This is a genomic window from Colwellia sp. SU-HH01217, from assembly GCF_057543495.1.
The window spans coordinates 45,235-66,657 of sequence record NZ_BAAJLX010000009.1 but is presented as its reverse complement, the minus strand read 5'-3'; the positions used below and the strand labels follow the sequence as shown (position 1 = coordinate 66,657).

At 37.3% G+C, this 21,423-nt stretch carries 20 protein-coding genes; 14 read left to right on the top strand and 6 right to left on the bottom strand.

Annotated elements, in window-relative coordinates:
• The first annotated feature begins 311 nt into the window (after positions 1-311).
• Both AC27G3_RS12120 and AC27G3_RS12115 read left to right on the top strand, forming a co-directional pair.
• A complete protein-coding gene (locus tag AC27G3_RS12120; protein WP_487121884.1) occupies positions 312-1,142 on the top strand; it encodes a plasmid recombination protein in 831 nt (276 codons plus the stop codon).
• The gene (locus AC27G3_RS12115) at positions 1,139-1,711 is read left to right on the top strand and encodes a hypothetical protein (protein WP_487121882.1); all 573 of its coding nucleotides are present in this window, start codon (positions 1,139-1,141) and stop codon (positions 1,709-1,711) included. Before AC27G3_RS12120 ends, AC27G3_RS12115 begins: the two co-directional genes overlap by 4 nt.
• A 79-nt stretch (positions 1,712-1,790) precedes the next feature.
• Here AC27G3_RS12115 and AC27G3_RS12110 read toward each other — a convergent pair whose 3' ends face one another.
• The 3 genes from AC27G3_RS12110 to AC27G3_RS12100 are packed head-to-tail and all read right to left on the bottom strand — an operon-like array spanning position 1,791 to position 2,741.
• Complete coding sequence (locus AC27G3_RS12110) at positions 1,791-2,210, bottom strand: hypothetical protein (protein WP_487121880.1); 420 nt, start codon at positions 2,208-2,210, stop codon at positions 1,791-1,793.
• Positions 2,207-2,548 (bottom strand): hypothetical protein, encoded by a 342-nt coding sequence (locus AC27G3_RS12105; protein ID WP_487121878.1) that lies wholly within the window; start codon positions 2,546-2,548, stop codon positions 2,207-2,209. Before AC27G3_RS12105 ends, AC27G3_RS12110 begins: the two co-directional genes overlap by 4 nt.
• A gap of 1 nt (position 2,549) precedes the next feature.
• Complete coding sequence (locus AC27G3_RS12100) at positions 2,550-2,741, bottom strand: helix-turn-helix transcriptional regulator (RefSeq protein WP_487121877.1); 192 nt, start codon at positions 2,739-2,741, stop codon at positions 2,550-2,552.
• A 117-nt stretch (positions 2,742-2,858) separates the two neighbouring features.
• On the opposite strand from AC27G3_RS12100, the gene AC27G3_RS12095 reads away from it, so the two are divergent.
• The 6 genes from AC27G3_RS12095 to AC27G3_RS12070 all read left to right on the top strand — a co-directional run bounded on the left by AC27G3_RS12095 (position 2,859) and on the right by AC27G3_RS12070 (position 13,250).
• Positions 2,859-3,998, top strand: coding sequence for a hypothetical protein (locus AC27G3_RS12095; protein ID WP_487121875.1), 1,140 nt, complete (start codon positions 2,859-2,861; stop codon positions 3,996-3,998).
• A gap of 547 nt (positions 3,999-4,545) precedes the next feature.
• Complete coding sequence (locus AC27G3_RS12090) at positions 4,546-7,752, top strand: DEAD/DEAH box helicase (protein ID WP_487121873.1); 3,207 nt, start codon at positions 4,546-4,548, stop codon at positions 7,750-7,752.
• Between the two features lie 502 nt (positions 7,753-8,254).
• Complete coding sequence (locus AC27G3_RS12085; RefSeq protein ID WP_487121872.1) at positions 8,255-10,720, top strand: serine/threonine-protein kinase; 2,466 nt, start codon at positions 8,255-8,257, stop codon at positions 10,718-10,720.
• Positions 10,717-11,466 (top strand): PP2C family protein-serine/threonine phosphatase, encoded by a 750-nt coding sequence (locus AC27G3_RS12080; protein WP_487121870.1) that lies wholly within the window; start codon positions 10,717-10,719, stop codon positions 11,464-11,466. The genes AC27G3_RS12085 and AC27G3_RS12080 overlap by 4 nt, the downstream gene beginning before the upstream one ends.
• A 26-nt stretch (positions 11,467-11,492) precedes the next feature.
• The gene (locus AC27G3_RS12075; RefSeq protein ID WP_487121868.1) at positions 11,493-11,849 is read left to right on the top strand and encodes an FHA domain-containing protein; all 357 of its coding nucleotides are present in this window, start codon (positions 11,493-11,495) and stop codon (positions 11,847-11,849) included.
• 237 nt (positions 11,850-12,086) lie between these two features.
• Complete coding sequence (locus tag AC27G3_RS12070) at positions 12,087-13,250, top strand: MltA domain-containing protein (protein WP_487121866.1); 1,164 nt, start codon at positions 12,087-12,089, stop codon at positions 13,248-13,250.
• Between the two features lie 18 nt (positions 13,251-13,268).
• Here the strand turns inward: AC27G3_RS12070 and AC27G3_RS12065 are convergent, their stop codons facing one another.
• Positions 13,269-14,453: a DegT/DnrJ/EryC1/StrS family aminotransferase gene (locus tag AC27G3_RS12065; protein ID WP_487121865.1), complete on the bottom strand. Its 1,185-nt coding sequence runs from the start codon at positions 14,451-14,453 to the stop codon at positions 13,269-13,271.
• A 7-nt stretch (positions 14,454-14,460) separates the two neighbouring features.
• Positions 14,461-15,084 (bottom strand): acetyltransferase, encoded by a 624-nt coding sequence (locus AC27G3_RS12060; protein ID WP_487121863.1) that lies wholly within the window; start codon positions 15,082-15,084, stop codon positions 14,461-14,463.
• Between the two features lie 297 nt (positions 15,085-15,381).
• Between AC27G3_RS12060 and AC27G3_RS12055 the strand changes: the two genes are divergently transcribed.
• The 4 genes from AC27G3_RS12055 to AC27G3_RS12040 all read left to right on the top strand — a co-directional run bounded on the left by AC27G3_RS12055 (position 15,382) and on the right by AC27G3_RS12040 (position 18,583).
• On the top strand, positions 15,382-16,557 hold the full coding sequence (locus AC27G3_RS12055) for a porin (protein ID WP_487122016.1): 1,176 nt from the start codon (positions 15,382-15,384) through the stop codon (positions 16,555-16,557).
• Positions 16,558-16,641: 84 nt separating this feature from the next.
• Positions 16,642-17,166 carry an FMN-binding protein gene (locus AC27G3_RS12050; protein WP_487121861.1) on the top strand — a complete coding sequence of 175 codons (525 nt, stop codon included), beginning with the start codon at positions 16,642-16,644 and terminating at the stop codon, positions 17,164-17,166.
• A gap of 52 nt (positions 17,167-17,218) precedes the next feature.
• A complete protein-coding gene (locus AC27G3_RS12045; RefSeq protein ID WP_487121859.1) occupies positions 17,219-17,971 on the top strand; it encodes a PepSY domain-containing protein in 753 nt (250 codons plus the stop codon).
• Between the two features lie 108 nt (positions 17,972-18,079).
• Complete coding sequence (locus AC27G3_RS12040) at positions 18,080-18,583, top strand: hypothetical protein (protein WP_487121857.1); 504 nt, start codon at positions 18,080-18,082, stop codon at positions 18,581-18,583.
• 1 nt (position 18,584) lies between these two features.
• On the opposite strand, the gene AC27G3_RS12035 is transcribed toward AC27G3_RS12040, so the two are convergent.
• Positions 18,585-18,962: a hypothetical protein gene (locus AC27G3_RS12035; RefSeq protein ID WP_487121855.1), complete on the bottom strand. Its 378-nt coding sequence runs from the start codon at positions 18,960-18,962 to the stop codon at positions 18,585-18,587.
• A 359-nt stretch (positions 18,963-19,321) separates the two neighbouring features.
• On the opposite strand from AC27G3_RS12035, the gene ompR reads away from it, so the two are divergent.
• Positions 19,322-20,047 (top strand): osmolarity response regulator transcription factor OmpR, encoded by a 726-nt coding sequence (gene ompR, locus AC27G3_RS12030; RefSeq protein ID WP_487121853.1) that lies wholly within the window; start codon positions 19,322-19,324, stop codon positions 20,045-20,047.
• Positions 20,048-20,063: 16 nt separating this feature from the next.
• Positions 20,064-21,359, top strand: coding sequence for a two-component system sensor histidine kinase EnvZ (gene envZ / locus AC27G3_RS12025; RefSeq protein ID WP_487121851.1), 1,296 nt, complete (start codon positions 20,064-20,066; stop codon positions 21,357-21,359).
• Positions 21,360-21,423 lie beyond the last annotated feature (64 nt).

Here is a 21,423-nt window from a genome sequence, read left to right as displayed (position 1 = left end):
AATCAGAAGAAATCTAATAACCCACCGTCTGAAGACGGTAAAAATTAAGCTTAACGTTCTGATACTGATTTTAGTCGATAAAAATCTAAATGTCAACACTTTTCCATTATATATCAACGTATTACATATAAGTATTATGCGATGGAATTTGACTTCATCTGTCCGAAAGTGGTACCGTAAAGACTTAAAGCTAGTGACCGACTAGGCTTATATACTACGTACATAAGCGGTCGGCCTTGCAGGGCTTCGAACCCCAAAAAACACAGTCATGACGGATGAATTAACTTTAAACTAATATCCGTGGTGAATACATGCATAAAAATAGCTATCAATTCCTGCATATAGAAACGTATGCAATTAATCAAAGAAAAGGCTCAAAACGCCCAACAGCAGAAGCTGTAGCGCGAGAATGTCAACGAACTGAACATTCTTACCCCCACATTCAAAACCCACATGCACCGGAATTACTTTTCGGTATAACTCCGCTAGAAGCAGTAGAAAAAACTCGAGAACTTATTAAGAACTGTAGAGATGCTCTTGGACGGAAAATTCGTTCAGATGCACAAATAATCTCTTTTGGTGTTGCATCGGTTAAAATCGAATCAACACCGGAAAATTGGGAGTTGCCAGAGGTTAAAAAATGGCTCACAGACACTGAGAATTTTCTCAAAAAACGATTTGGCGATTCGTTTGTATCGTTAGAAAAACATTCGGATGAGAGATTTTGTCACATTCATTTTTGTATTATGCCAAAACTAAACGAAGATGGTCGATTGGACTTAAACTCTTTTCACCCCGGCCTTGCAGCTCAAAGAGCAATAAAATCAAATTCAAAGTCTAAAAAAGACTTCGCTTATAAAGAGGCTATGCGTGAATTGCAAGATGAATATTTTGAGGAAGTGGGTCTGAAAAATGGTCAGCTACGTTATGGGCCTCGACGCAGACGTCTCACTCGCCACGAATGGCATGCACAAAAACGTTATGCCAGTTTTATTAGTAACATTGTTAATGAACAATCTGAAGTTATTCATAAGCTTTCAGCAAAACTTGAAAAAGCCAAAAATATGCTGACACAGCTTATTACCTCAAAAATTTTTAGCACAAAACGAAGCATAAGCGTTTCTGAGGAGCGTTCGTCATGATTGATGCAGGTATTACTATATTTACCAAATTAGATGCTTACGAGAAGCTGTACGCATCATATGAACCGACAAAGAAAAACTCTTTGGCATACAGAGTACACAATCTAGTAGGACTTCTAATATCCGCTCATTTCTCGCAAGCAGCAGAGATGGAGGATCTAATTCAACTGATTCGCGAATTTGAGGGTTTTCTCAGAGAGTTAAAAGCTGAATTTGATCTCATCTATCATGACTTGGACGATCATTGTTACCCTGCTTTTGTTCAAAAGTTTGCTGGAGCCAAATATGGTGGAGTATTTGGCGAATATCACGAAAAGGTTATCGATACTCTAAAACTACTTCTCTTCAGAATTGAGACTGATGCCAATCCAAAAGATTTAGAAGATGAACTTAATCAATTTGTTAGCGCCAGCATTGAACTCTACAAACCGAAAAGTAAGACTATTGTGCGATTCAGTCCATCAGTGAAACCTTGTCCGGTTAAAAAATCAGAGAAGAGGCTTTGCACACCAGCAGAAAAAGTACAGGAATATGTTCAACGTCAAATCGATATTGCTCTAGATAAATGACACTTTAGAGCAGTAAAAGGCTGATCAATCGACCAGCCTTGCTTATAGATTCATTCGCACAGCGGGGTAACTATCGTTACTATTTTATTATATGGTTGCTAGACAAATGTTGTGTTGCGAAAACATAAATTTCATTTTTTTTGTGACTCAAAGAATCACTATCAATAGTAACTTTAAAGCTACCGCGACGGATTGCTTTTGTTCGTTCAAACCCTGATGCAATCCAAACACCCGCTTTCCTGCGGATTATGCATTGAGTATGCTGAGGAGTTCCTCTATAAAGCGGTGAAAAACCCTCATAATAAGGCATGACCGTAGCAGAAATATCGTTCCATTTTTGTTTACCAACTAAATTTTCTAGTATCGAATCAGCAATTTTAGTTGAGAGTTTTAGGTCTTCATACGAAAGCAATCGTTCTCTACATCCTGATTGTAAATTGTTCAACATATCGCTAATAAATTCTCTGTTATCAGATTTAACTTCGAACTCACGACTCATTTGATACCTCCTTGGTTATAAGTGAAAAATTGAGCTAACACTTCCACCTTAGAATCTTCAAGTTTTGAATTAGCCATTACATCAGTAATAATTACTCCTAAGCACACAAGTTCCGAGGGAAGCTTTGTATGACATTCTCTCGTTTTATTTTTACAAATTTTTGAGTGAACAAAGTGTGTCAAATCAATGAGTTGATTGTCACGAAGATGTATTCCGAAATAAAATTCAATAATTAGTAAACAGTGAGCACAATCCAGATAGAATATTGTATTCTCATCAATGTTAAACTTAGACATAATTTGGTCAAGAATCTGTTTTCCTCTCATTTGATAATTCATGTTACGCAGCCTCCCTTTGCAACGAGTCTAGCCATTCCGTAACTGCTTCTTTTCTCCAACCAATAATTTTTTCTTTGATCATGAGTGGCTTGGGAAAGTTTCCTTCTCGCCTCAACTTCCAGAAGGATGTCCGAGACATTCCTAGTGCTGTTGGTGCTTCTTTTAATGTTAAGATGTATAAATTATTCAACATATTGAGTTCTCTCTATAATGCTTGCCGTTCATTCGGAAAGTGCGTACATCATAAGTACTCAAAGAGAGTGATATCATGGCGTAAAAAAGTTTTTTTTACGCACCAGAGGAAGTGGTAATGGGTCAACATAACAAGTCAAATACTATTCGTACTCAGTTTTGGATACGTGAGGTGATTTCAGTATTGGGTTTTAACTCACACCTTGATTTGGACAAGCTTGTTAGCACAACCTGTTTCGAACCCAAGAAAAATGCTGACGTAGAAGGAGCATTTTGGGATCTGGTTAAAAGTGGAGCTGATAAAGAAAAAGCGAAAGAGGTATACAAAGTTTTTTCAAAAGAAAGTATAGATACTAGAAATTGGGGAAAATACTTCAACGGAATTCAGCCTCGCTCAAAGAAAAAAAAGGCTCTAAACGAAGCTTTTGACGAATTACTACCTAAAGCTGCTAAGGTCTTCAAACATGGCAAATACAACATTCTGTCCATTATCGAAGCAAATTTTGTTGAGCAAGCTATCGTACTATTTGCAAAAGGGCTAACGGAACTACACGAAGAACTGAAAATAGCTAGGACACAACGGTTGGTTCAATCCAATAGATATACAAATGTCGTGATCAAGCTAGAAAAATTTGGATACGATCAGGAAAACCTGTCAACGTCCGACTATGACGTTTTATATCATCAAGCAATGCGCGAATTGCAGAACGGTCAATTTGAAGCAGCATTTTATTTATTGAGCCTTTCTATCCCTCTTTTAACCAAGTTTCCATCTGATAATGACATTCCATTACTGGACTTTCATATTCTAGATCTCGCTGCTAAAGTCATAAAAGCTAACTATTTTTCAGGCGGATTTCAGGAACTAGCAGATGAACAAAATCTTACGCTACAGCAGTTAGCCAATGTCAAAGAGTTGTCTTCTTCGCGGAAACTTCAGTATTTCCTCAGCTCCGAAGAGCATTCATTTTGTCTCGACTACATCAGAGACCAATATGGGATAAAAAAATCATTATGGTCTACAAGTTATAGAATCTTTGAATACTCCAATCAATTCTGGAATCCACCTCAAGCTTGTGACCAATTTGCTGAACAGCATAGGGAAGAAAACATTGCGAGACTTGAAAAGATCTTGTTGGCTAATAGAAATGTAACTGAAGAGCGTATAGCTGAAATCAATTCATTAGACCCAGAACCGGAAACAATGAGCGATGTTCAGAGTGCGAAAACTAGAAATAAAGCCTTGAAAGAATGGTGACAATAATGGTGACAAAATACTTAAATAAACACAATACAAATCCCCATGCATCTGATTTATATATATAAAGAAAAAATATTAAATAAACAGATCCAAAACATAGAGTAGGAATTCTGTAACCTTTATAATAAGTTACAAACCTTCATTTACCGTCATAAGTATTTACTTAAATGCTTTGACGGTATACTGGAACCTTCACAAGCCCTTATAAATCCTCACTAGCCGTCATTTTACTAAATCGAAAAACGAGTCAAATGGCTAGTTAGCCTTTTTTCACTTTGCTATTCCATATTCTAGTAGGTTTTTTTTAAAAGTTTAGAACTAATTTTCTAATAACTCAGAATACATGAGATTACTTCCATGATATTTTTAAAAACATAAGACGAGAATACTAAAAATGTGGCGTTTAGAGTGATAAAACATCATGTTTTTAAAAAATCATGGATCTAATAATTAGAATATGGCTAATTACCAACCGTTATAACTTTTTGCCAAGTTAATTATTTAAGTTATCCTAGCAAGTAAAATTAAGTCGAAAAGGGTTTTCATGAATCAAACGGGTATCTACGAACAGCTAATAACTCAGTTAGTTGAACAAAACTTAGATCGTGAATCCTTTTATGTTGGTGAACGAGCATTAGAAGCTGCTGAAGCGGCAACATGGCTGTCTCGTTTCTTAACTCGCATTATTGAAATTGCCATGGATTCAGTTCCAGGTGGCGATAATCGCATTAGTGAACAAATAAGCCTCGCTAATACCATTGTTCAATGGCTTAGCAAGCATATTCGAGATGAAGAGTTAATCAGCGAAAACCTACTAGATAGCCAAGGAAAAATTCTTACCGCATTATTTGATAAAGCCAACCCTATTGCTGCTGATTTACCCAAATACGTAGATTCTATAATGCCTATAACAGGGCTAACTCAGAGTGAATTGTTCTGTGGTAGTAACGTTGGTGTTTCGTTAGAAACGGAGATAAAAAGAGAGATCCAGTCTTCTGATAAAATCTATTGGCTAGTATCATTTATTAAATGGGCTGGCATTCGAATATTCAAGAATGAACTGGAGTCATTTACGCGAAGTGGCAAAAAACTAAAAATTATAACCACCTCTTACATGGGCGCTACCGATGCAAAAGCAGTGGAGTTTTTAGCATCGTTACCTAATACCGAAGTTAAGCTTAGCTACAATACTAACCGTGAAAGGCTTCACGCAAAATCCTATTTATTTATGCGCAATACTGGTTTTCATACCGGATATATCGGTTCATCTAACCTATCGCATTCTGCTTTAACAAGCGGGTTAGAATGGAACCTTAAAATCACTTCACAAGAAATACCACACATTATTGAAAAGTCACTTAGTACGTTTGAAACTTATTGGGAGTCACCAGACTTTGAATACTTCGATGGTGAAGTTGAAAGTAGGGAAAAATTAACAAACGCACTGCAAGAGGCAAAAGGAAGTTTTAATAACTCAACACCTAGTTTTTATTTTGATATCAAACCTCATTCCCACCAACAAACCATACTTGAAAAGCTTCAAGTTGAACGAGATCTGCACGAACGCTATAGAAACTTAGTAGTTGCTGCAACAGGTACTGGTAAAACTATCATTTCAGCTTTCGACTTTGCGCGTTTTTATAATGATAACCCTGAAGCAAAATTCTTATTTATTGCACATAGAGAAGAGATCCTAAAGCAGGCACAAGGTGCGTACCGTGGCGTGTTAAAGAATAGTTCCTTTGGTGAACTATGGGTTGGGAACAATAAGCCAAACAAATATCAGCATCTATTTGCCTCAATCCAAAGCTTAAATAATCAAATTGATACATTGGCGTTAAGTGAAGGTTACTTTGATTATATTGTTATTGATGAAGTACATCATATTTCTGCAAGTAGCTACCGTAGTGTATTAGAGCATTTTAATCCGAAGATTTTATTGGGGTTAACTGCTACCCCTGAACGACACGATGGTACGGATATTTTATGTGATTTTTGTAATGCTATTGCTGCGGAAATTCGGTTGCCAGAGGCTATAAATCAACGTCACCTTTCGCCATTTCAATATTTTGCCATAGATGATGATACTGATCTCACTAAAATTTCATGGTTAAAGGGGCGTTATGATGTTGCTGAATTAACACACCTATATACCTACAACGATCAGCGTGTGTTACGTATTCTGCAAAGCCTTGATGAAGTGGTTACTGATATTTCCCAAATGCGAGCGTTAGCGTTCTGTGTCAGTAAAGAGCATGCGAACTTTATGGCGCAAAAATTCACATTGCATAATATTGCTTGTGGCGTATTAACGAGTGATAACAGTAAAGACCGTGAGATTCAGCAACAGCGACTTAAATCAAAACAAATTAACGTGCTTTTTGTAGTCGATATATTTAATGAAGGTGTTGATATCCCAGAGTTAGATACCTTGCTATTTTTACGTCCCACTGAGAGTTTAACCATTTTCCTTCAACAGCTTGGGCGGGGTTTGCGGTTAACTAATGATAAAGAATGCTGCACTATTTTAGATTTTGTCGGTAATTCACGACCAGAATACGACTTTTCACATAAGTTTAGAGCATTAGTTGGAAAAACAAATCAAGCAATAGCAAAAGAAGTTAAGAAAGGTTTTCCACATCTTCCTTTAGGGTGTCGAATTGAGTTACAAGAAAAAACTCAAACAATGATCCTTAAAAACATTAGCCAAGCAACACTAAACAAAAATAAGTTAATTAGTCTGATAACGAATTTCCCTCATGTTACTCATTTGCCGTTAACGCTAAGTAACTTTTTACATATTTACCCTAATATTTCATTGGAAGATATCTATAAGGTAAAAGTTGGGAAGTTTGGAGGATGGACAACTTTACTTGCTGCAAGCAAGGGAGCAGAAATAATTGATGAGGATAAGGAGCTTTATACTGCCTATTACAGAGCTATTAATAATAGATTGATTAATTGTACATCACTCTCATATTTACGGTTTATTAAAGTGCTTTGCGATAATAACTTCTCAATATTAGATGCCTCTGAAAGAACTCTACCAAGCAATGATTCCTTAGAAGAGCCGCTTTTTTCTTTGATGTGTCATTATGATTTTTGGGATAAAACAGGTAAACAATTGGATTTTGATAAACTAACTGAAAGTTTATCTGCTTTGAAAAATACAGCGTTACAGAGTGAGCTAAGTGAAGCTATAGCAATTCTTATTGAGCGATTAGATGTAAGTGAATTTGATATGCCAATCGTTGGTAATGACAAGGTAGATACATCACCACTCAATATGCATGTTCGCTACCCTAAAGAGCATATTCTTGTCGCTTTTGGTGATAGCACTTTTACCAAAAAATCATCTAGCCGAGAAGGTGTATTAAATATTGCTGATGCAAACACCGAGCTGCTTTTTGTAACTCTTAATAAGTGTGAGAAACAGTTTTCAGCAACCACTATGTATCACGATTATGCTATTAGCCCTACCTTGTTTCATTGGCAAACCCAAAACAGCACTAAACCAAGTTCAGGCAGAGGATTAGGCTATATAAAGCAAAAAGAAAATAAGAAAACGTTCCTTTTATTTGTGCGTGAACAAGCCAAAGATGAAAACGGTAGAACAATGGGGTTTGTAAACTTTGGCCCAGTAGATTTTGCTAAATATGAAGGCAGCCAACCTATGAATATTACATGGAAGTTAAAGCACCCTATGCCAGCATATTTGTGGCATGAGACTGCGAAGTTGGCTGTTGGTTAAAAGCTATCAAAAAGTGATGTTGTATTTCCTAACCCATCTCCCAGACCTCCTATTTTAGGTCAAGCATTACAGCTTGAGCAGACTTTATCTTTAAAGCAATCTTTGAAGAGAGAGTCTGATCAAAATAGAAAAAGGCGATACCAACCTTAAGCTCACCAACAAAATCAAAGTGATGGAGTACCTTGGTTTGTCATTCAGTATTATTACTGATGAACAGACACAAAGTAACAAGATTACCGGAGAAAGCGATGACCAGTGGTATTAATGTAAATAATTTATATGTATTCATCATTACCTTCTATGAAAGAGTTACTTGAATAAAGGGAATTGTACTAACTTATTCTGATTTAGTTGTGTAGAACTGTTAATTTCATAGTTGTAGTTATTTTAAAGCACCTTAACTTTTAATAATCCCACACTATCTATTTCAATAAGTATTAAATTATTGGTAAACTCATTCGTTAGTGTTACCTACAATAATAATAAAGGCCTTTAAAGGTACATGAGTCAACGTATTCTCCCATTCTATAAAACGGGTTGGTTTTACCTTCTACTAATGTTGTGGGGGTTAGCTTATTGGTCTTTATCTCAAGGTGGCTTTAATCGTCTTAATCAATTTAACCTTTTTGTTTTATTTCATAGCAGCGATTTACAACCTAAAAAACAGCCTGTATTACGTATTCAGTCTTCACTTACCGAGCAAAATATACAAAGTATTGAGCAGTTATTACTAAAAAGCCCAAATACCGCAGTGTTATTAACTGGTCAGCCTTCTTTAAGGTTTATCAAAAGGTTACAGGTGTTTTTACGTAATCATCCTCGACAATCTAAAGTGATTATTGCTACTGAGAGCCAGTCATCGAATGTTGCATTAACGCACGAGTCAAATTCATTATTCAATCCTGTTTTGTCTTGGTATAGAGAATTGCCCGTACTTGATGGGGTAAGTCAAAATAATTCAAATATTATTTACTCCCCTTTATTGCTTAGTAAACGCAATAAAGCTCCAATGTTTTTGCAGTCTAACGATGATATTTATCTGGCTTTAATGGGAGAAGTTATTAGGCAAGTTGAACATGAAGAAACCGTTAAGCTTGTTGAAGATTGGCAATTAACGTTAATGCACAATAATACCAGTTGGCCGGTAGGCTTTAGCGGTGAGGTGATCAGTGCAGGAAAAATTCCTAAGTTAACTTCTATACAGGAGTCGGCTAATTATTTATCGAGCGCTGCGGCGAGTGAGGTTAAGCTACTTATTTTTGACGGTTATGCTAGCGAGCATACCGAGACTATTAGCCGAGTTGCTCTGGGATTATTAACACACCATTATTTATATCAAACTGTGCCAATAAAGCTAATACAATATTTATTGTTGTTTGTCGGGTTATATTTGCTTTGGTTTATGCAAAATAAGTTAGCGAGTACACAGTTTACATTATTGACGGTTTTTGTGTTGTTGATAGGGGCTTTGCAGTACTTTTTGGCAACCCAAAATTGGTGGTTAGAAATACTCCCTAGTGTTGTTATTTGGTATTGTTCTTGGGGGGTATTATTGGCTTTTCAAAAAGAAACGCAGCTAATTTCAACTTATAATACGCGTTATAACCAATTACTAGCCGCTACATTAACGAGTTTTAATCAACAAGGTGATATTACCAAATTGCTGCCTTTGCTTAAGCAAACATTGCCCGATGAAAACTTAGTTGAGCAAGTTTTTCAATTGGCACTGATGCTGGAAAAAGACAATAAAACTGAGGCAGCAAAAACATTGTTTTACTGGATTGCCAGTAGTGAAATTGCGCATAAAGGCACGCAGCAAAAAATAGTGGTTTACAGACAACATACTAATAACCCTGCAATTAATCGACAAGCGGTAAACAAAGCCCCAGTAAAGACTCAATTAGAGAATAAAACATCAAAAAAATCTCAAACGTCTACACCTACACCAGCAGCTTCAAAGGCTCAATATCAGTCGCCTGTCAGCCAGGCTAAACCGACTATCAAGCCTGTTGCACTTCCAGTTAAAAAGCCTGTAATTGAAGAAGAAGATGATCTTGAGCAAACAGTGGTTATTGGTGAAGGGCAATCCGCAGTTAATTTAGCGGCCACTAATACCTTTAAGGCAGAAAAATTTGGTCGATACCAAGTGGAAGGTATTTTAGGTAAAGGCGCTATGGGTATAGTGTATCAAGGTGTTGATCCTAAAATAAATCGTCATGTGGCCATTAAAACACTACAGCTTAACGACAGCGCTGACGAGTATGAAGTTGATGAAGCTAAAACCCGATTCTTCCGTGAAGCCGAAACGGCAGGCAATTTAAGTCACGCCAATATTGTTACTATTTATGATGTGGGTGAAGAAGGCTCGCTTGGTTATATCGCGATGGATTTATTAACTGGCGCACCACTTTCGCATTTTATTAAGCCTGATAACTTATTGTCTCCGGCATTGGTTTATCAGTTAATGATCCAAATGGCAGATGCACTGGAATATGCACATAAACAAAATGTTGTTCACCGCGATATAAAACCTGGGAACGTGATTTACGATGATGACTTGCAGCGAGTTACGGTAACCGATTTTGGTATTGCTTATGTGGCCGATAACAGTAAAACACGTACCGGAGTGATTATGGGAAGTCCTTATTATATGTCACCTGAGCAAGTGTTAGGTAAACAGGTTGATGGCCGAAGTGACATCTTTAGTTTGGGAGCTACTTTTTATCAATTGCTCAGTGGCTGTTTACCTTTTGAAGGCGATTCTGTCGTGAGTGTGGTTTATCAAATTACTAATGAAAAGCACAAACCAGTTAGTCAATGTATTGATACCTTGCCTGCGAGTGCAACGCGTATTACCAATAAAGCAATGCACAAAGACATAGAGAAACGATATCAAACGATGCAAGAATTTAAGCAAGCCTTGATTAATGCATTGAAACGAGATTTTAAAAAGGCGCCAATTATATGAAGTACCATATTGAAACGGCATGTGATCAAGGTGTTGTTCGCTCGAATAATGAAGATGCGATTTGTTACGGTAATTGTGTAGTTAAAAATGAAAAGCTCAATGTACAATGGATGTTAATTGCCGATGGTGTTGGAGGGCATAAAGCTGGTGAAGTGGCGAGTGGTCAGCTCGTTGATTATATAAACAACGCTTTTGAACAACTTAAAAAACAACCTGAACAAGGTTGGTTAGCATGGATTGAACAGCAAATTCAATCAGCGAATCAAGCGATTTATAACCAAGCTTTGTCACAGCCAAGTTACGAGGGCATGAGCACTACCGGTGTGTTGCTAGTGATTGATAACCATCAGTGTTATCTTGGCTGGGTAGGAGACTCTAGAGCATACACCTTATCTAATCACCAGTTAAAGCAACAGACTAAAGATCACACCATGATTCAGTATTTGGTTGATAAAGGCGCAATTACCGCTGAAGAGGCGCAAAAATCAAATACTAAAAATTTATTATCTAAGGCCATTGGCGCTAAAAGTGAGCTTGAAGTTGAGGTATTATCTTTCAGTGTTCAGGTTGGTGATGCGTTATTATTATCAACTGATGGCTTACATGATTATTTAACCGATGAGCAACTTACGCAATATATGGCAAATAGCAATGTTAATCATAGCGTTTGCAGTGATATGATTGCGCAATCAATCGACCAGTCGAGTAAAGACAATATTACGGTTGGCATAATTAAAATTTATTAAACGGCTAGTATATAGAAGAGGATTTTATGGCTTATTTAGCGTTAATTGTTGAAGACGTAGTAATTAACAAATGGGAAATATCCAATAAAGAAATGATTATTGGCCGTGTTAAATTTTGTGATATTCATATTGAAGATCGTTCAGTAAGTTCTAAGCATGCTTGCATAGTAGTAGAACCCGATCCTTTTTTGAAAGGAAACTTAGTGACCTACCTTGTTGATCTTGAAAGTACAAATGGTACTGAAGTTAACGGCAAGCCTGTAACTCGTCAACAACTTGAAGACGGCGATATGATTAAAATTGGTTTTAATCAATTTAGATTTGTTGACAGTTCTGCACTTAATTTAGACGAAACTGCTGTTATTGTGACGCCGCCAAAGTAGGATAAACCGTGACGTAAAGACTGGATGAAAAATAAATTGAACATTATTTGAAATAAAAATGAACTATTAAGATATTTTACACTCTTAGTAAGTATATGAACTTATTTCCCTTAGTGTTTCATGTTTTAGCACGTTATATTTAACGTGCTTTTTTTTGCCTAAAATTCAGTAATGCATGGCACTATTCAAATATGCTAATGTGTTACTTTGCCGCTAAGGAATTCGACATTTAACTTTATGAATAAATTTATCTTACCTTTCTTCTCTCTATTTGCCCTTTATATATGCAGCGCCAATGCCCAAGAGAAACATTTTTTTGTTGAACAACCGCAAGAATTAGGTGTTATCTCTTCTGAAAACACTAACGCGTTATGCGAAGTGGCAACCAATACTGCTGATTATTTAACGCAATTTAAAAATGATAAATTTGCTGTACACGCAGGGGAGTTAATTAATAAAGATATTACCTTAGACAAGGTAGAAAAAACGTTAGCATTTATTTGTCAAATTAACCAAGAAGACAATAAAAACAATCAACCGAGTCGATTAGCCCAAGCTGACTTTCTAAAGGAGCACTTTGAATTTTATCGTTGGCAACCCGACAAAAAAACCGCTAATACTATTGCTAAAGTCAGTAAAAATGTAGTGAAAACACGATTACTCAATAATATTCCAGCAGATGAAATATTTTTAACTAAGTATTATACCAAGTTGCTTGATGGCAGTACTAAGCAAACTGATAAATACACACAAGCCCTATATTCACTGCCTATTGATGAACAAACCCTATCCTTGGAGCAAGCAGAAAAGAAAAGTGCCGAGTTAACGCGCTATAAATATACCCGTCAGCAGGTAATTGCAGGGGAATTATTAAAAAATAAATTAGCCAAGCCACTTATATGGTTAACCGAAGAAGCCTTACACGATGTACTGCTACAAGGAACAGGCGTGTTAAACGTTGATGGTAAAATACGCTACTTTAATGTGCATAGAAATAACGGTATAGCTTACGATTATAGTATCGGTAAACGAGAGCAAGCACGCTATTGGTATTTTATAGAAACACCTGAAATTATGGGCTACGGGGCTACTCAAGAAAGTAAAATTGCCATTAAACCCCAAGTCACTTTTGCCGGTAATGTGGCAGAGTTAGGCTTAGGAAAGCTTGTCATGGTGAGCTATCTTGTTAACGATAAGAGCGTTTTAACTGATGATAAAAGTAAACGAGTGAGTCGATTAGGCGTGTTGGCCGATCAGGGTGGGGCGTTTGACAATAATTTATTTCAGCTTGATTTATTAGTCGACAGTTATCGTGGCTGGAAAGATTATCATCAAGCGAATAAGCAATTGCCTGATTATGCACAGGCATGGATACTTTTGTTAAAAGAAACAAACGAGTAACGCGTCTGCTTATTCAATCTATGATGTTTCTTGTGAGATCTGATCAAATAAATCGTTAAGCACCTGACAAGTTTTATTTATTTCAGTAGTTGTCAGCGTTGGGTGCACTAAAAACATTAAACTATTTTCTCCTAAAGCTAATGCATTAGGCAGTGGCTTACTTGGACGATAAGCAGTATTGTCAAACGCCTTTTCTTTGTAAACTTCAGAGCAACTCCCTGAAAAACAAGGCACACCTGCATTATTAATTGCTTGAATGATTAACTCTCTAGACCATGCTTTTGGTAAGGCTTTTGTATTAACTTGAACATAACATTTGTAGTGTGCATGCAAAATATCGCTTGGGATCTTAGGCACATGTAAAAATGCATAAGGTCGGCATACGCTAAAAATTTTCTCTGCATTGTCAGCTCTCGTTTTTTGCCATTGTGGCATACGAGTTAATTGAATGCGCCCAATGGCCGATTGCATTTCGGTTAAGCGCCAATTTGTACCAAAAGACTCGTGTAACCACCGATAACCAGGAGGGTGCTCAGTTTCGTAAACGGCTTTATAAGATTTACCATGATCCTTAAATGCCCAAGCTTTGCGCCAAAGCGATTCATTGTTCGTTGTTAACATGCCACCTTCACCACCAGTGGTCATTATTTTGTCCTGACAAAACGACCAAGCCGCGACATCACCAAAACTGCCCACAGATCGTCCTTTGTACTTTGCGCCATGGGCTTGAGCACAATCTTCAATTATATAAAGGTTATTGGCTTTTGCTAACGAGATAATACTGTCCATGTCGCAAGGCCAACCCGCAAGATGCACGCACATAATCGCGCGTGTTTTTGAACTAAGCTGTGCTTTAATGGTGTCAGTGCTAATATTTTGGCTGTCTAACTCAACATCAGCAAAAACTGGGGTAGCCCCCGCATTGATAATACTACTAATAGAAGCGATAAAAGTGCGAGAGGTAACAATCACTTCATCACCTTTACCTATATCTAGAGCATTAAGTGCTAAGTCGAGCGCTAATGTACCATTGGCAACTGCTATCGCGTATTGGCAGTCAGTAAATTTAGCGAATTCTTTTTCAAATTCACGCCCTTGTTGGCCTGTCCAGTAGTTCACTTTATTAGATAATAAAACACGACTAACAGCTTGAGCTTCTTCTTCAGTAAAGCTTGGCCAATCTGAGAACGGACTATTTAACATATAACACCTATCGTTTTGATACGATGCGAGCCGGGCAGCCCACTAGAGTTACATTCGCAGGTACATCATTAATAATAACCGCTCCAGCACCTACTATTACATTATCGGCGATAGCTATTTGATGAATAACACTAGAGCCTATTCCTATCCAACAACGCTCGCCAATACTAACTTCACCGGCTAAATTGACTCCTGGAGAGATGTGACAAAAGGCCTCTAACATGTTGTCGTGATCAACATTTGCGCCGGTGTTAACGATAACGCCATCGGCGATGGTCGTGCCGATATTAATACAAGCATTGGCGACAATTAAAACCCCTTCACCAATCTCAACATGTTCACTTATTGTTGCGTAAGGAGAAATAAGGGTTGTAATGGTAAAGCCTAGTGCTTTAAATTCTTTTTGTTTTCGTTCTCGGATCTTGTTATCGCCAATAGCGACAAAAACGGCCGCATACTGGCTGGCATGTTCAATTAAACATTTTTCATCACCCAAAATTTGCCAAGGTCCGCACTCTGAAATCTCGGGGTGTGCAAGATCAAAAAAATGTACGCTCCACCCTAACTGCTCTGCAATATCAGCAGCTACTTTGCCATGTCCACCGGCACCTAAAATGGCTAAGTTTTTCATTACGACCTCATAATTTTTCTGATAAACGATTAAATAAATGACTAAATTATCTGAAATCTTAATATATCAAAGCCTTATAGATAATGAAGTGTTTATTTTATTCGTCGTACACTTTTAATCATTAGCTCATGAAAAATGGTCATGTATTGTTAATTAGCTTTTCATAAAACAAATGATATTGATTATCATTTGTTGTCGTGTTCTAATACGGCAACTTTTTTAAGAGCTTATATATATTTGTATTGCTAACGCTCTTTCCCCCTGATTTTTATTACATTATTAACGGACTGACACATGATGAAGAAAACATTAATCGCTTCGGCGTTAATCACCTTATTTGCGAGTAATGCAGTTATTGCAGATGACGAGACGCAAGCATTACGTAAAGTAATTGAAGAACAACAAGCGGTATTAAATAAATTAGAAAAACGTTTAGATGAAACCGAACAAAGGTTAGAGGCAACAGCGGATCAAGTAGAAACCACTAGCACCAGTACCAGCAGTATTTTTTCTAATACCACCATTGGTGGTTATGGTGAACTTCATTACAACAACTATGAAGACACAGATGCCAAAATAGATTTCCATCGCTTTGTTTTATTCTTTGGTCATGAGTTTACTGATAATGTGCGCTTTTTCTCAGAGTTTGAACTTGAACATTCACTTGCCGGTGACGGAAAGCCAGGTGAAGTGGAACTCGAACAAGCTTATGTCGAAATAGATATTAATGATAAAGCCTCGACAAAAGTGGGCTTGTTCTTAATTCCTGTCGGTATTATTAATGAAACTCATGAGCCGCCAACATTTTATGGTGTTGAGCGAAATGCAGTAGAAAAAAACATTATTCCTGCCACGTGGTGGGAAGCAGGTGCTTCGTTTAATTACAAGCCAACAGGCGGTTTAAGCATTGATGGTGCAGCAACTAGTGGCTTAAATGTAGCGACTACGGGTAGTAAAGCTTATAACATTCGCAGCGGACGTCAAAAAGTTGCTAATGCATCAGCTGAAAACTTAGCTTACACAGGGCGCGTAAAATACACTGCAATTAATGGCTTAGAATTAGCCGCAACATTGCAATATCAAACTGACGTTACTCAAGGTAATGCGACTGAAACTGCCGATGCCACTCTATTTGAAGCTCACGGTATTTATCAAGTAAGTGATTTTACAGTACGTGCTTTATATGCTCGTTGGGACATCAATAACGACGACGCTAAAGCGTTAGGACGTGACGAACAAACGGGTTGGTATGTCGAACCTTCTTATAAAGTTAATGAAGAAGTTGGTATTTTTGCACGTTATTCTGAATATGATAACGAAGCGGGCAATGCGGATTTAACTAAAGTGAAGTCTTCAAGTGTTGGTGTTAATTATTATGTCCATGAAAATGTAGTACTAAAAGCTGATTATGAAGATCTAGGCGGTTCTAAAGATTCTAAAGGTTTTAACTTAGGTTTTGGTTATCAGTTTTAATCTGACATAATTTTGTTATTATTACAAAAAGTGAATAAGGAGAGATCTTTATTCACTTTTTCTATTTATAAGCTGGCAGTTAACATGAAAAAGCTATTTCCAAATTTTGCATCGACTTTCTTACTATTTTTTATCTGGCAACCTATTAGCTTGGCGAATGATATTTACCAAACACCCAAAGCATTTATTAGCCAAGCGTTAGGCGAAGTACCCAAAGCAAAAGTGCTTTGGTTGAACGCTGATGATAAAAAAGTGATTGCTGATATCCTTAGCCATCAGTTTAATCGATTAAGGTTGCGTTATTGGCAACAAGATGAACAATCGGTTTGGGTGCTTGAGGAAATAGGTAAAGAAAAGCCGATAACTATTGGCGTGCATATTAACAATAAGCAAATTATTAATCTTAAAGTGTTAACTTATCGAGAAAGCCGAGGCGACGAAGTACGGCATGAATTTTTCACCAAGCAATTTTATTTAGCAAAATTAACTGATGATAATAGGCTAACCACGCATATTGATGGTATAACAGGCGCAACATTATCAGTACGCGCATTAACAAAAATTGCGCGTCTGTCTTTATGGCTTAACAATAAAATATTACCGCAGTAATTGGCTGATACTCTATTTAGCGATAAATTTATATTATTCGGACAGTAAAACGATGGTTAAATCGTCAAAATCTTTTCACACACAATTAATTCGCCATTTACGTAAATGGCATAGAAAGTTAGGCATTTTTGCGGCGTTTTTTTTAATTTTCCTGTCGGTTACTGGTATCGCTCTTAATCATACCGATACATTCAAGTTAAGTAGCTACCATGTAAAGATTCCTTGGTTACAAGATTTTTATGGCATAAGTGAGCCTAACCAATTACGATTTTACCAACCCCTTACTGTGACTGATGATCTAGTTTGGTTGCACGATAAAGTTTTATTAGAAGTTACAACGCCTGTTATTTCTATTGGGAAGTTTCAGCAATACTTTCTTATAGCCACCCAAGAGCAATTGTTTATTTATAGCAAACAAGGGGCGTTAGTTGATAAGTTATCAAATGTTTCGGGTTTACCTAGCGATATTACTCATTTAAGTGTAGCAGCGGATCGTATTATTATTAATTCGGCAAAGGGATACTTTCAAACAGACAGTGACTTTTTTGAGTGGCAGTTATTATCTTCGATTAATGAACCTAAGTGGGTAAAGCAAACAATGGCTACTGAGGCAGAGCGCGCGCAAGCGATATTAAATTATAAAGCGCAATTTCTCACTTGGGAGCGAATTGTGGTTGATACTCACAGCGGTCGTTTTTTTGGTATCGTGGGCATTTTATTTATGGATGCTGTGGCCGTTTTTTTAATTTTGTTATCGTTAAGTGGTATTTATATTTGGATTCGATATTCGCGTGCCAAGCGTTAAATAACTTTGAAAGTTAAGTGATATTTTAATTACGGTGCAATACGTTATACTAAAGCTACGATTAGTCTTTATAACCTCAATATGAAACTCAATAAGATAAAATTACCAATGCGATTACCCAAGGCGATAATGCCTCTAGCGCGACAATTTTATATTGCGTTAAGTCTAACTTTATTGCCTTTTACTGCAACACACACATTGGCAGAAGAGTTTACCCAAGAGCATAAGCAATGGTTACAACAACAGTTTGGCGAGCAACATAAAAACCTTATCCCAATTGTTGCTGTTGCAGATATGTACTTTGCCTGTAACCAACAAAGAAAAGTTGATCCGCGCAACCAGTCATTGGCAAGCTTAGTAACTCAAGTAGATAAAAATCAATTAGCCAATAAACTAATGCGCTGCTTAGGCGAAGATAAAATAAAGTCGGACCAAGCGATAAATTTTGGCTTATTGGGCTGCTTTCATCAGCAACTAAGCGGTTTACCTGAACAAGAGAGAGCCGTAAAAATGGCGTTAGTTGAAAAGGCAATCGTCGCCTTATCTCGAGAAGAGCGTCAACAAAGCTTTACCCGTTGTGTGAATGCACAAGCGATGCATTATCTAAAATAGGTTAGTTATTCTTATTAATTTTTTTTAAATTATCCATGTCAGAAAAAGAGCTTGGTAAAATTTCAACACCTACCCAACGGCCCAGCTTTATAACAACGGGTATGGTTATTGGCGCGAAAGGTAGAATTGCAAAAACACCGATACCTAAACCTTTAAGCAAATCGACAAACTGTTTATTGGCAGCGGTCATTTCTTCATTGCTTGCTTGGCGCATTGTGTACTTTTTATAAGTATCTAGCATTTCTTTAGTTTCAGTTTTTTCTTGGGCGAGCGCGAGCTTTATACCTAACATTTGGCGCTGTAGTTTTAATTTACTGCGCTTGTGGGTAATACGGGTAACGCGAATTGGCGCTTTTATAAAGTGGCTCAGAATTTTCATACGAACATTGTCGCACATTATCCTTTAGGAAGTTTTTTTATTTTTATTAAACTTGTTAAGTCAAGTTCAAATGATTATCAGTGTTTGAATTGAATGACTGCTTCACAGTATGATTAAACTATAGCTTAAACCAAGTGCAACTTAAAAAGTGAATTATCGACCGAATTGCAAAACTAGGATCAATAGTGAACCTTATAAATGTTTCATAATTAGACGTAAACCACATAAAAAAGTAAGTATCTATATCATTTAGTTCATATCTTGTAACATTTAACTTGTATTTTTTCGACGCAATTTTTTTATTTATGACGGAAGATGTCTTATAGTCATTTTAATTTAGACAATAGTGAACTCTTATTATGGTACAAGAAACAACAAAAATATTAGTGGTAGATGATGACGTACGTTTACGTTCATTATTAGAGCGTTATTTAGTTGAGCAAGGTTTTACAGTGCGAAGTGCCGCCAGTGCCGAACAAATGGACCGCTTGCTTGAACGTGAAAATTTTCACCTACTTGTACTCGATTTAATGCTACCCGGCGAAGACGGCTTATCGATTTGTCGACGCTTACGCCAGCAAAATAATAATATTCCTATTGTTATGCTAACCGCTAAAGGTGATGAAGTAGACCGCATTATCGGTTTGGAAATCGGCGCAGATGATTACATGCCTAAGCCATTTAATCCTCGTGAGCTATTAGCGCGCATTAAAGCGGTATTAAGAAGGCGCGTACAAGAGGCTCCTGGTGCTCCATCGTTAGCGGAAAATATTATCGAGTTTGGGGAATACAAACTTAATTTAGCGACCCGAGAAATGGTTAAAGGCGATATTAATATGCCTCTTACTAGTGGCGAATTTGCCGTGTTAAAAGCCTTAACGACTCACCCAAGAGAGCCGCTTTCACGCGATAAGTTAATGAATTTAGCGCGCGGAAGAGATTATTCAGCACTGGAGCGCAGTATTGATGTTCAAGTTTCGCGTTTACGCAGAATGTTAGAAGTTGATGCTGCAAAGCCTCGTTATATACAAACGGTTTGGGGATTAGGTTATGTCTTTGTTCCTGATGGTCAAAGCGCTGCTTAGCCAAGGCATGTTGTAAATGAAAATATTGCCAAACAGTGCTTTTGGACAAACCGTCTTATTAATTGGTTTGCTGTTGTTAATTAATCAAATTGTCTCTTATATTTCTATTGCGGTTTATGTGATCCAACCAAACGCAGAACAAATAAATGAGCTGTTGGCCAAGCAAGTAAAAGTTGTTTTTATTGATGTAGAAGATGCTGAATTTAGTCCTAAAATGGCTGAAGCTTTTCATCGGGAAACTGGCATTGGTGTTTATCGCGAGAAAGACGCGATGAGAGAAGGACTTGCCAATGCTATGTACTATAAGTATCGCTCTAATCAAATGAGTGAACTATTGGGCGGAAATGCAGAAGTAAGAATCTCTCATGGTGAGCAATTTCTATTTTGGATCCGTCCACCGCAAGCCCCTAATCTTTGGGTGAAAATTCCACTGTCTGGCCTAGAAGATGATAATTTTTCACCATTAATTTTATTTTTAGTGATAATTGGTGTGTTAAGTGTTGGTGGTGGTTGGCTATTTGTACGTCAATTAAACCGACCGTTAAAATCATTGCAATGCGCTGCAGAAGATGTTGCTCACGGCAACTTTCCCAAACCATTAACCGAACATGGCACCACCGAAATTATGGCGGTAACTCAAGCATTTAACCATATGTCGCGCGGTATTAAACAGCTTGAAGATGATCGTAATTTATTAATGGCCGGTATTTCGCACGATTTACGCACACCGTTAACACGTATTCGATTAGCGACTGAAATGATGCCTGAAATTGATGATTATCTGCGCGAAGGTATTGAATGTGATATTGACGATATGAACACCATTATCGACCAATTTATTGACTATATTCGTAATGACACCAGAGACGCAGTTGAATTAGGCGATATTAATGTTCTTATCAGTGAAGTGGTTCATGCTGAAACACCTGCCGATAGAAAAGTCACATTTCATGATAATCCATGCCCTAAAATCCCACTTAAATATGTCGCAATGAAACGGGTGGTTGCTAATTTAATACAAAATGCTTTGCGCTATAGTGATGGTGACGTTGAACTTAGTTCAGGTTTAGACAAAGAAAAAGGGCGTGCCTTTTTTGTAGTTCAAGACAATGGTGATGGTATTCCTGAGGCTGAAATGGATCGCTTATTTCATCCATTTACCCAAGGGGATCAAGCACGGGGCGGAGAAGGTAGCGGATTAGGTTTAGCTATTATTAAACGAATCGTTGTTAGCCATGGCGGTGAAGTTGTTTTATCTAATCGCGAGCAAGGCGGTTTACAAGCAAAAGTATATTTGCCAGTGAGTCACTAACCTCATATTATTACTCACGTTTAATAATAATGAGGGTCTATTAAAGACCCAGTAGTTGGAGAGT

Coding starts and splice junctions, on each gene's coding strand:
- AC27G3_RS12120 (WP_487121884.1), top strand. CDS start 312: ATGCATAAAAATAGCTATCAATTCCTGCATATAGAAACGTATGCAATT.
- AC27G3_RS12115 (WP_487121882.1), top strand. CDS start 1,139: ATGATTGATGCAGGTATTACTATATTTACCAAATTAGATGCTTACGAG.
- AC27G3_RS12110 (WP_487121880.1), bottom strand. CDS start 2,210: ATGAGTCGTGAGTTCGAAGTTAAATCTGATAACAGAGAATTTATTAGC.
- AC27G3_RS12105 (WP_487121878.1), bottom strand. CDS start 2,548: ATGAATTATCAAATGAGAGGAAAACAGATTCTTGACCAAATTATGTCT.
- AC27G3_RS12100 (WP_487121877.1), bottom strand. CDS start 2,741: ATGTTGAATAATTTATACATCTTAACATTAAAAGAAGCACCAACAGCA.
- AC27G3_RS12095 (WP_487121875.1), top strand. CDS start 2,859: ATGGGTCAACATAACAAGTCAAATACTATTCGTACTCAGTTTTGGATA.
- AC27G3_RS12090 (WP_487121873.1), top strand. CDS start 4,546: ATGAATCAAACGGGTATCTACGAACAGCTAATAACTCAGTTAGTTGAA.
- AC27G3_RS12085 (WP_487121872.1), top strand. CDS start 8,255: ATGAGTCAACGTATTCTCCCATTCTATAAAACGGGTTGGTTTTACCTT.
- AC27G3_RS12080 (WP_487121870.1), top strand. CDS start 10,717: ATGAAGTACCATATTGAAACGGCATGTGATCAAGGTGTTGTTCGCTCG.
- AC27G3_RS12075 (WP_487121868.1), top strand. CDS start 11,493: ATGGCTTATTTAGCGTTAATTGTTGAAGACGTAGTAATTAACAAATGG.
- AC27G3_RS12070 (WP_487121866.1), top strand. CDS start 12,087: ATGAATAAATTTATCTTACCTTTCTTCTCTCTATTTGCCCTTTATATA.
- AC27G3_RS12065 (WP_487121865.1), bottom strand. CDS start 14,453: ATGTTAAATAGTCCGTTCTCAGATTGGCCAAGCTTTACTGAAGAAGAA.
- AC27G3_RS12060 (WP_487121863.1), bottom strand. CDS start 15,084: ATGAAAAACTTAGCCATTTTAGGTGCCGGTGGACATGGCAAAGTAGCT.
- AC27G3_RS12055 (WP_487122016.1), top strand. CDS start 15,382: ATGAAGAAAACATTAATCGCTTCGGCGTTAATCACCTTATTTGCGAGT.
- AC27G3_RS12050 (WP_487121861.1), top strand. CDS start 16,642: ATGAAAAAGCTATTTCCAAATTTTGCATCGACTTTCTTACTATTTTTT.
- AC27G3_RS12045 (WP_487121859.1), top strand. CDS start 17,219: ATGGTTAAATCGTCAAAATCTTTTCACACACAATTAATTCGCCATTTA.
- AC27G3_RS12040 (WP_487121857.1), top strand. CDS start 18,080: ATGCGATTACCCAAGGCGATAATGCCTCTAGCGCGACAATTTTATATT.
- AC27G3_RS12035 (WP_487121855.1), bottom strand. CDS start 18,962: ATGAAAATTCTGAGCCACTTTATAAAAGCGCCAATTCGCGTTACCCGT.
- ompR (WP_487121853.1), top strand. CDS start 19,322: ATGGTACAAGAAACAACAAAAATATTAGTGGTAGATGATGACGTACGT.
- envZ (WP_487121851.1), top strand. CDS start 20,064: ATGAAAATATTGCCAAACAGTGCTTTTGGACAAACCGTCTTATTAATT.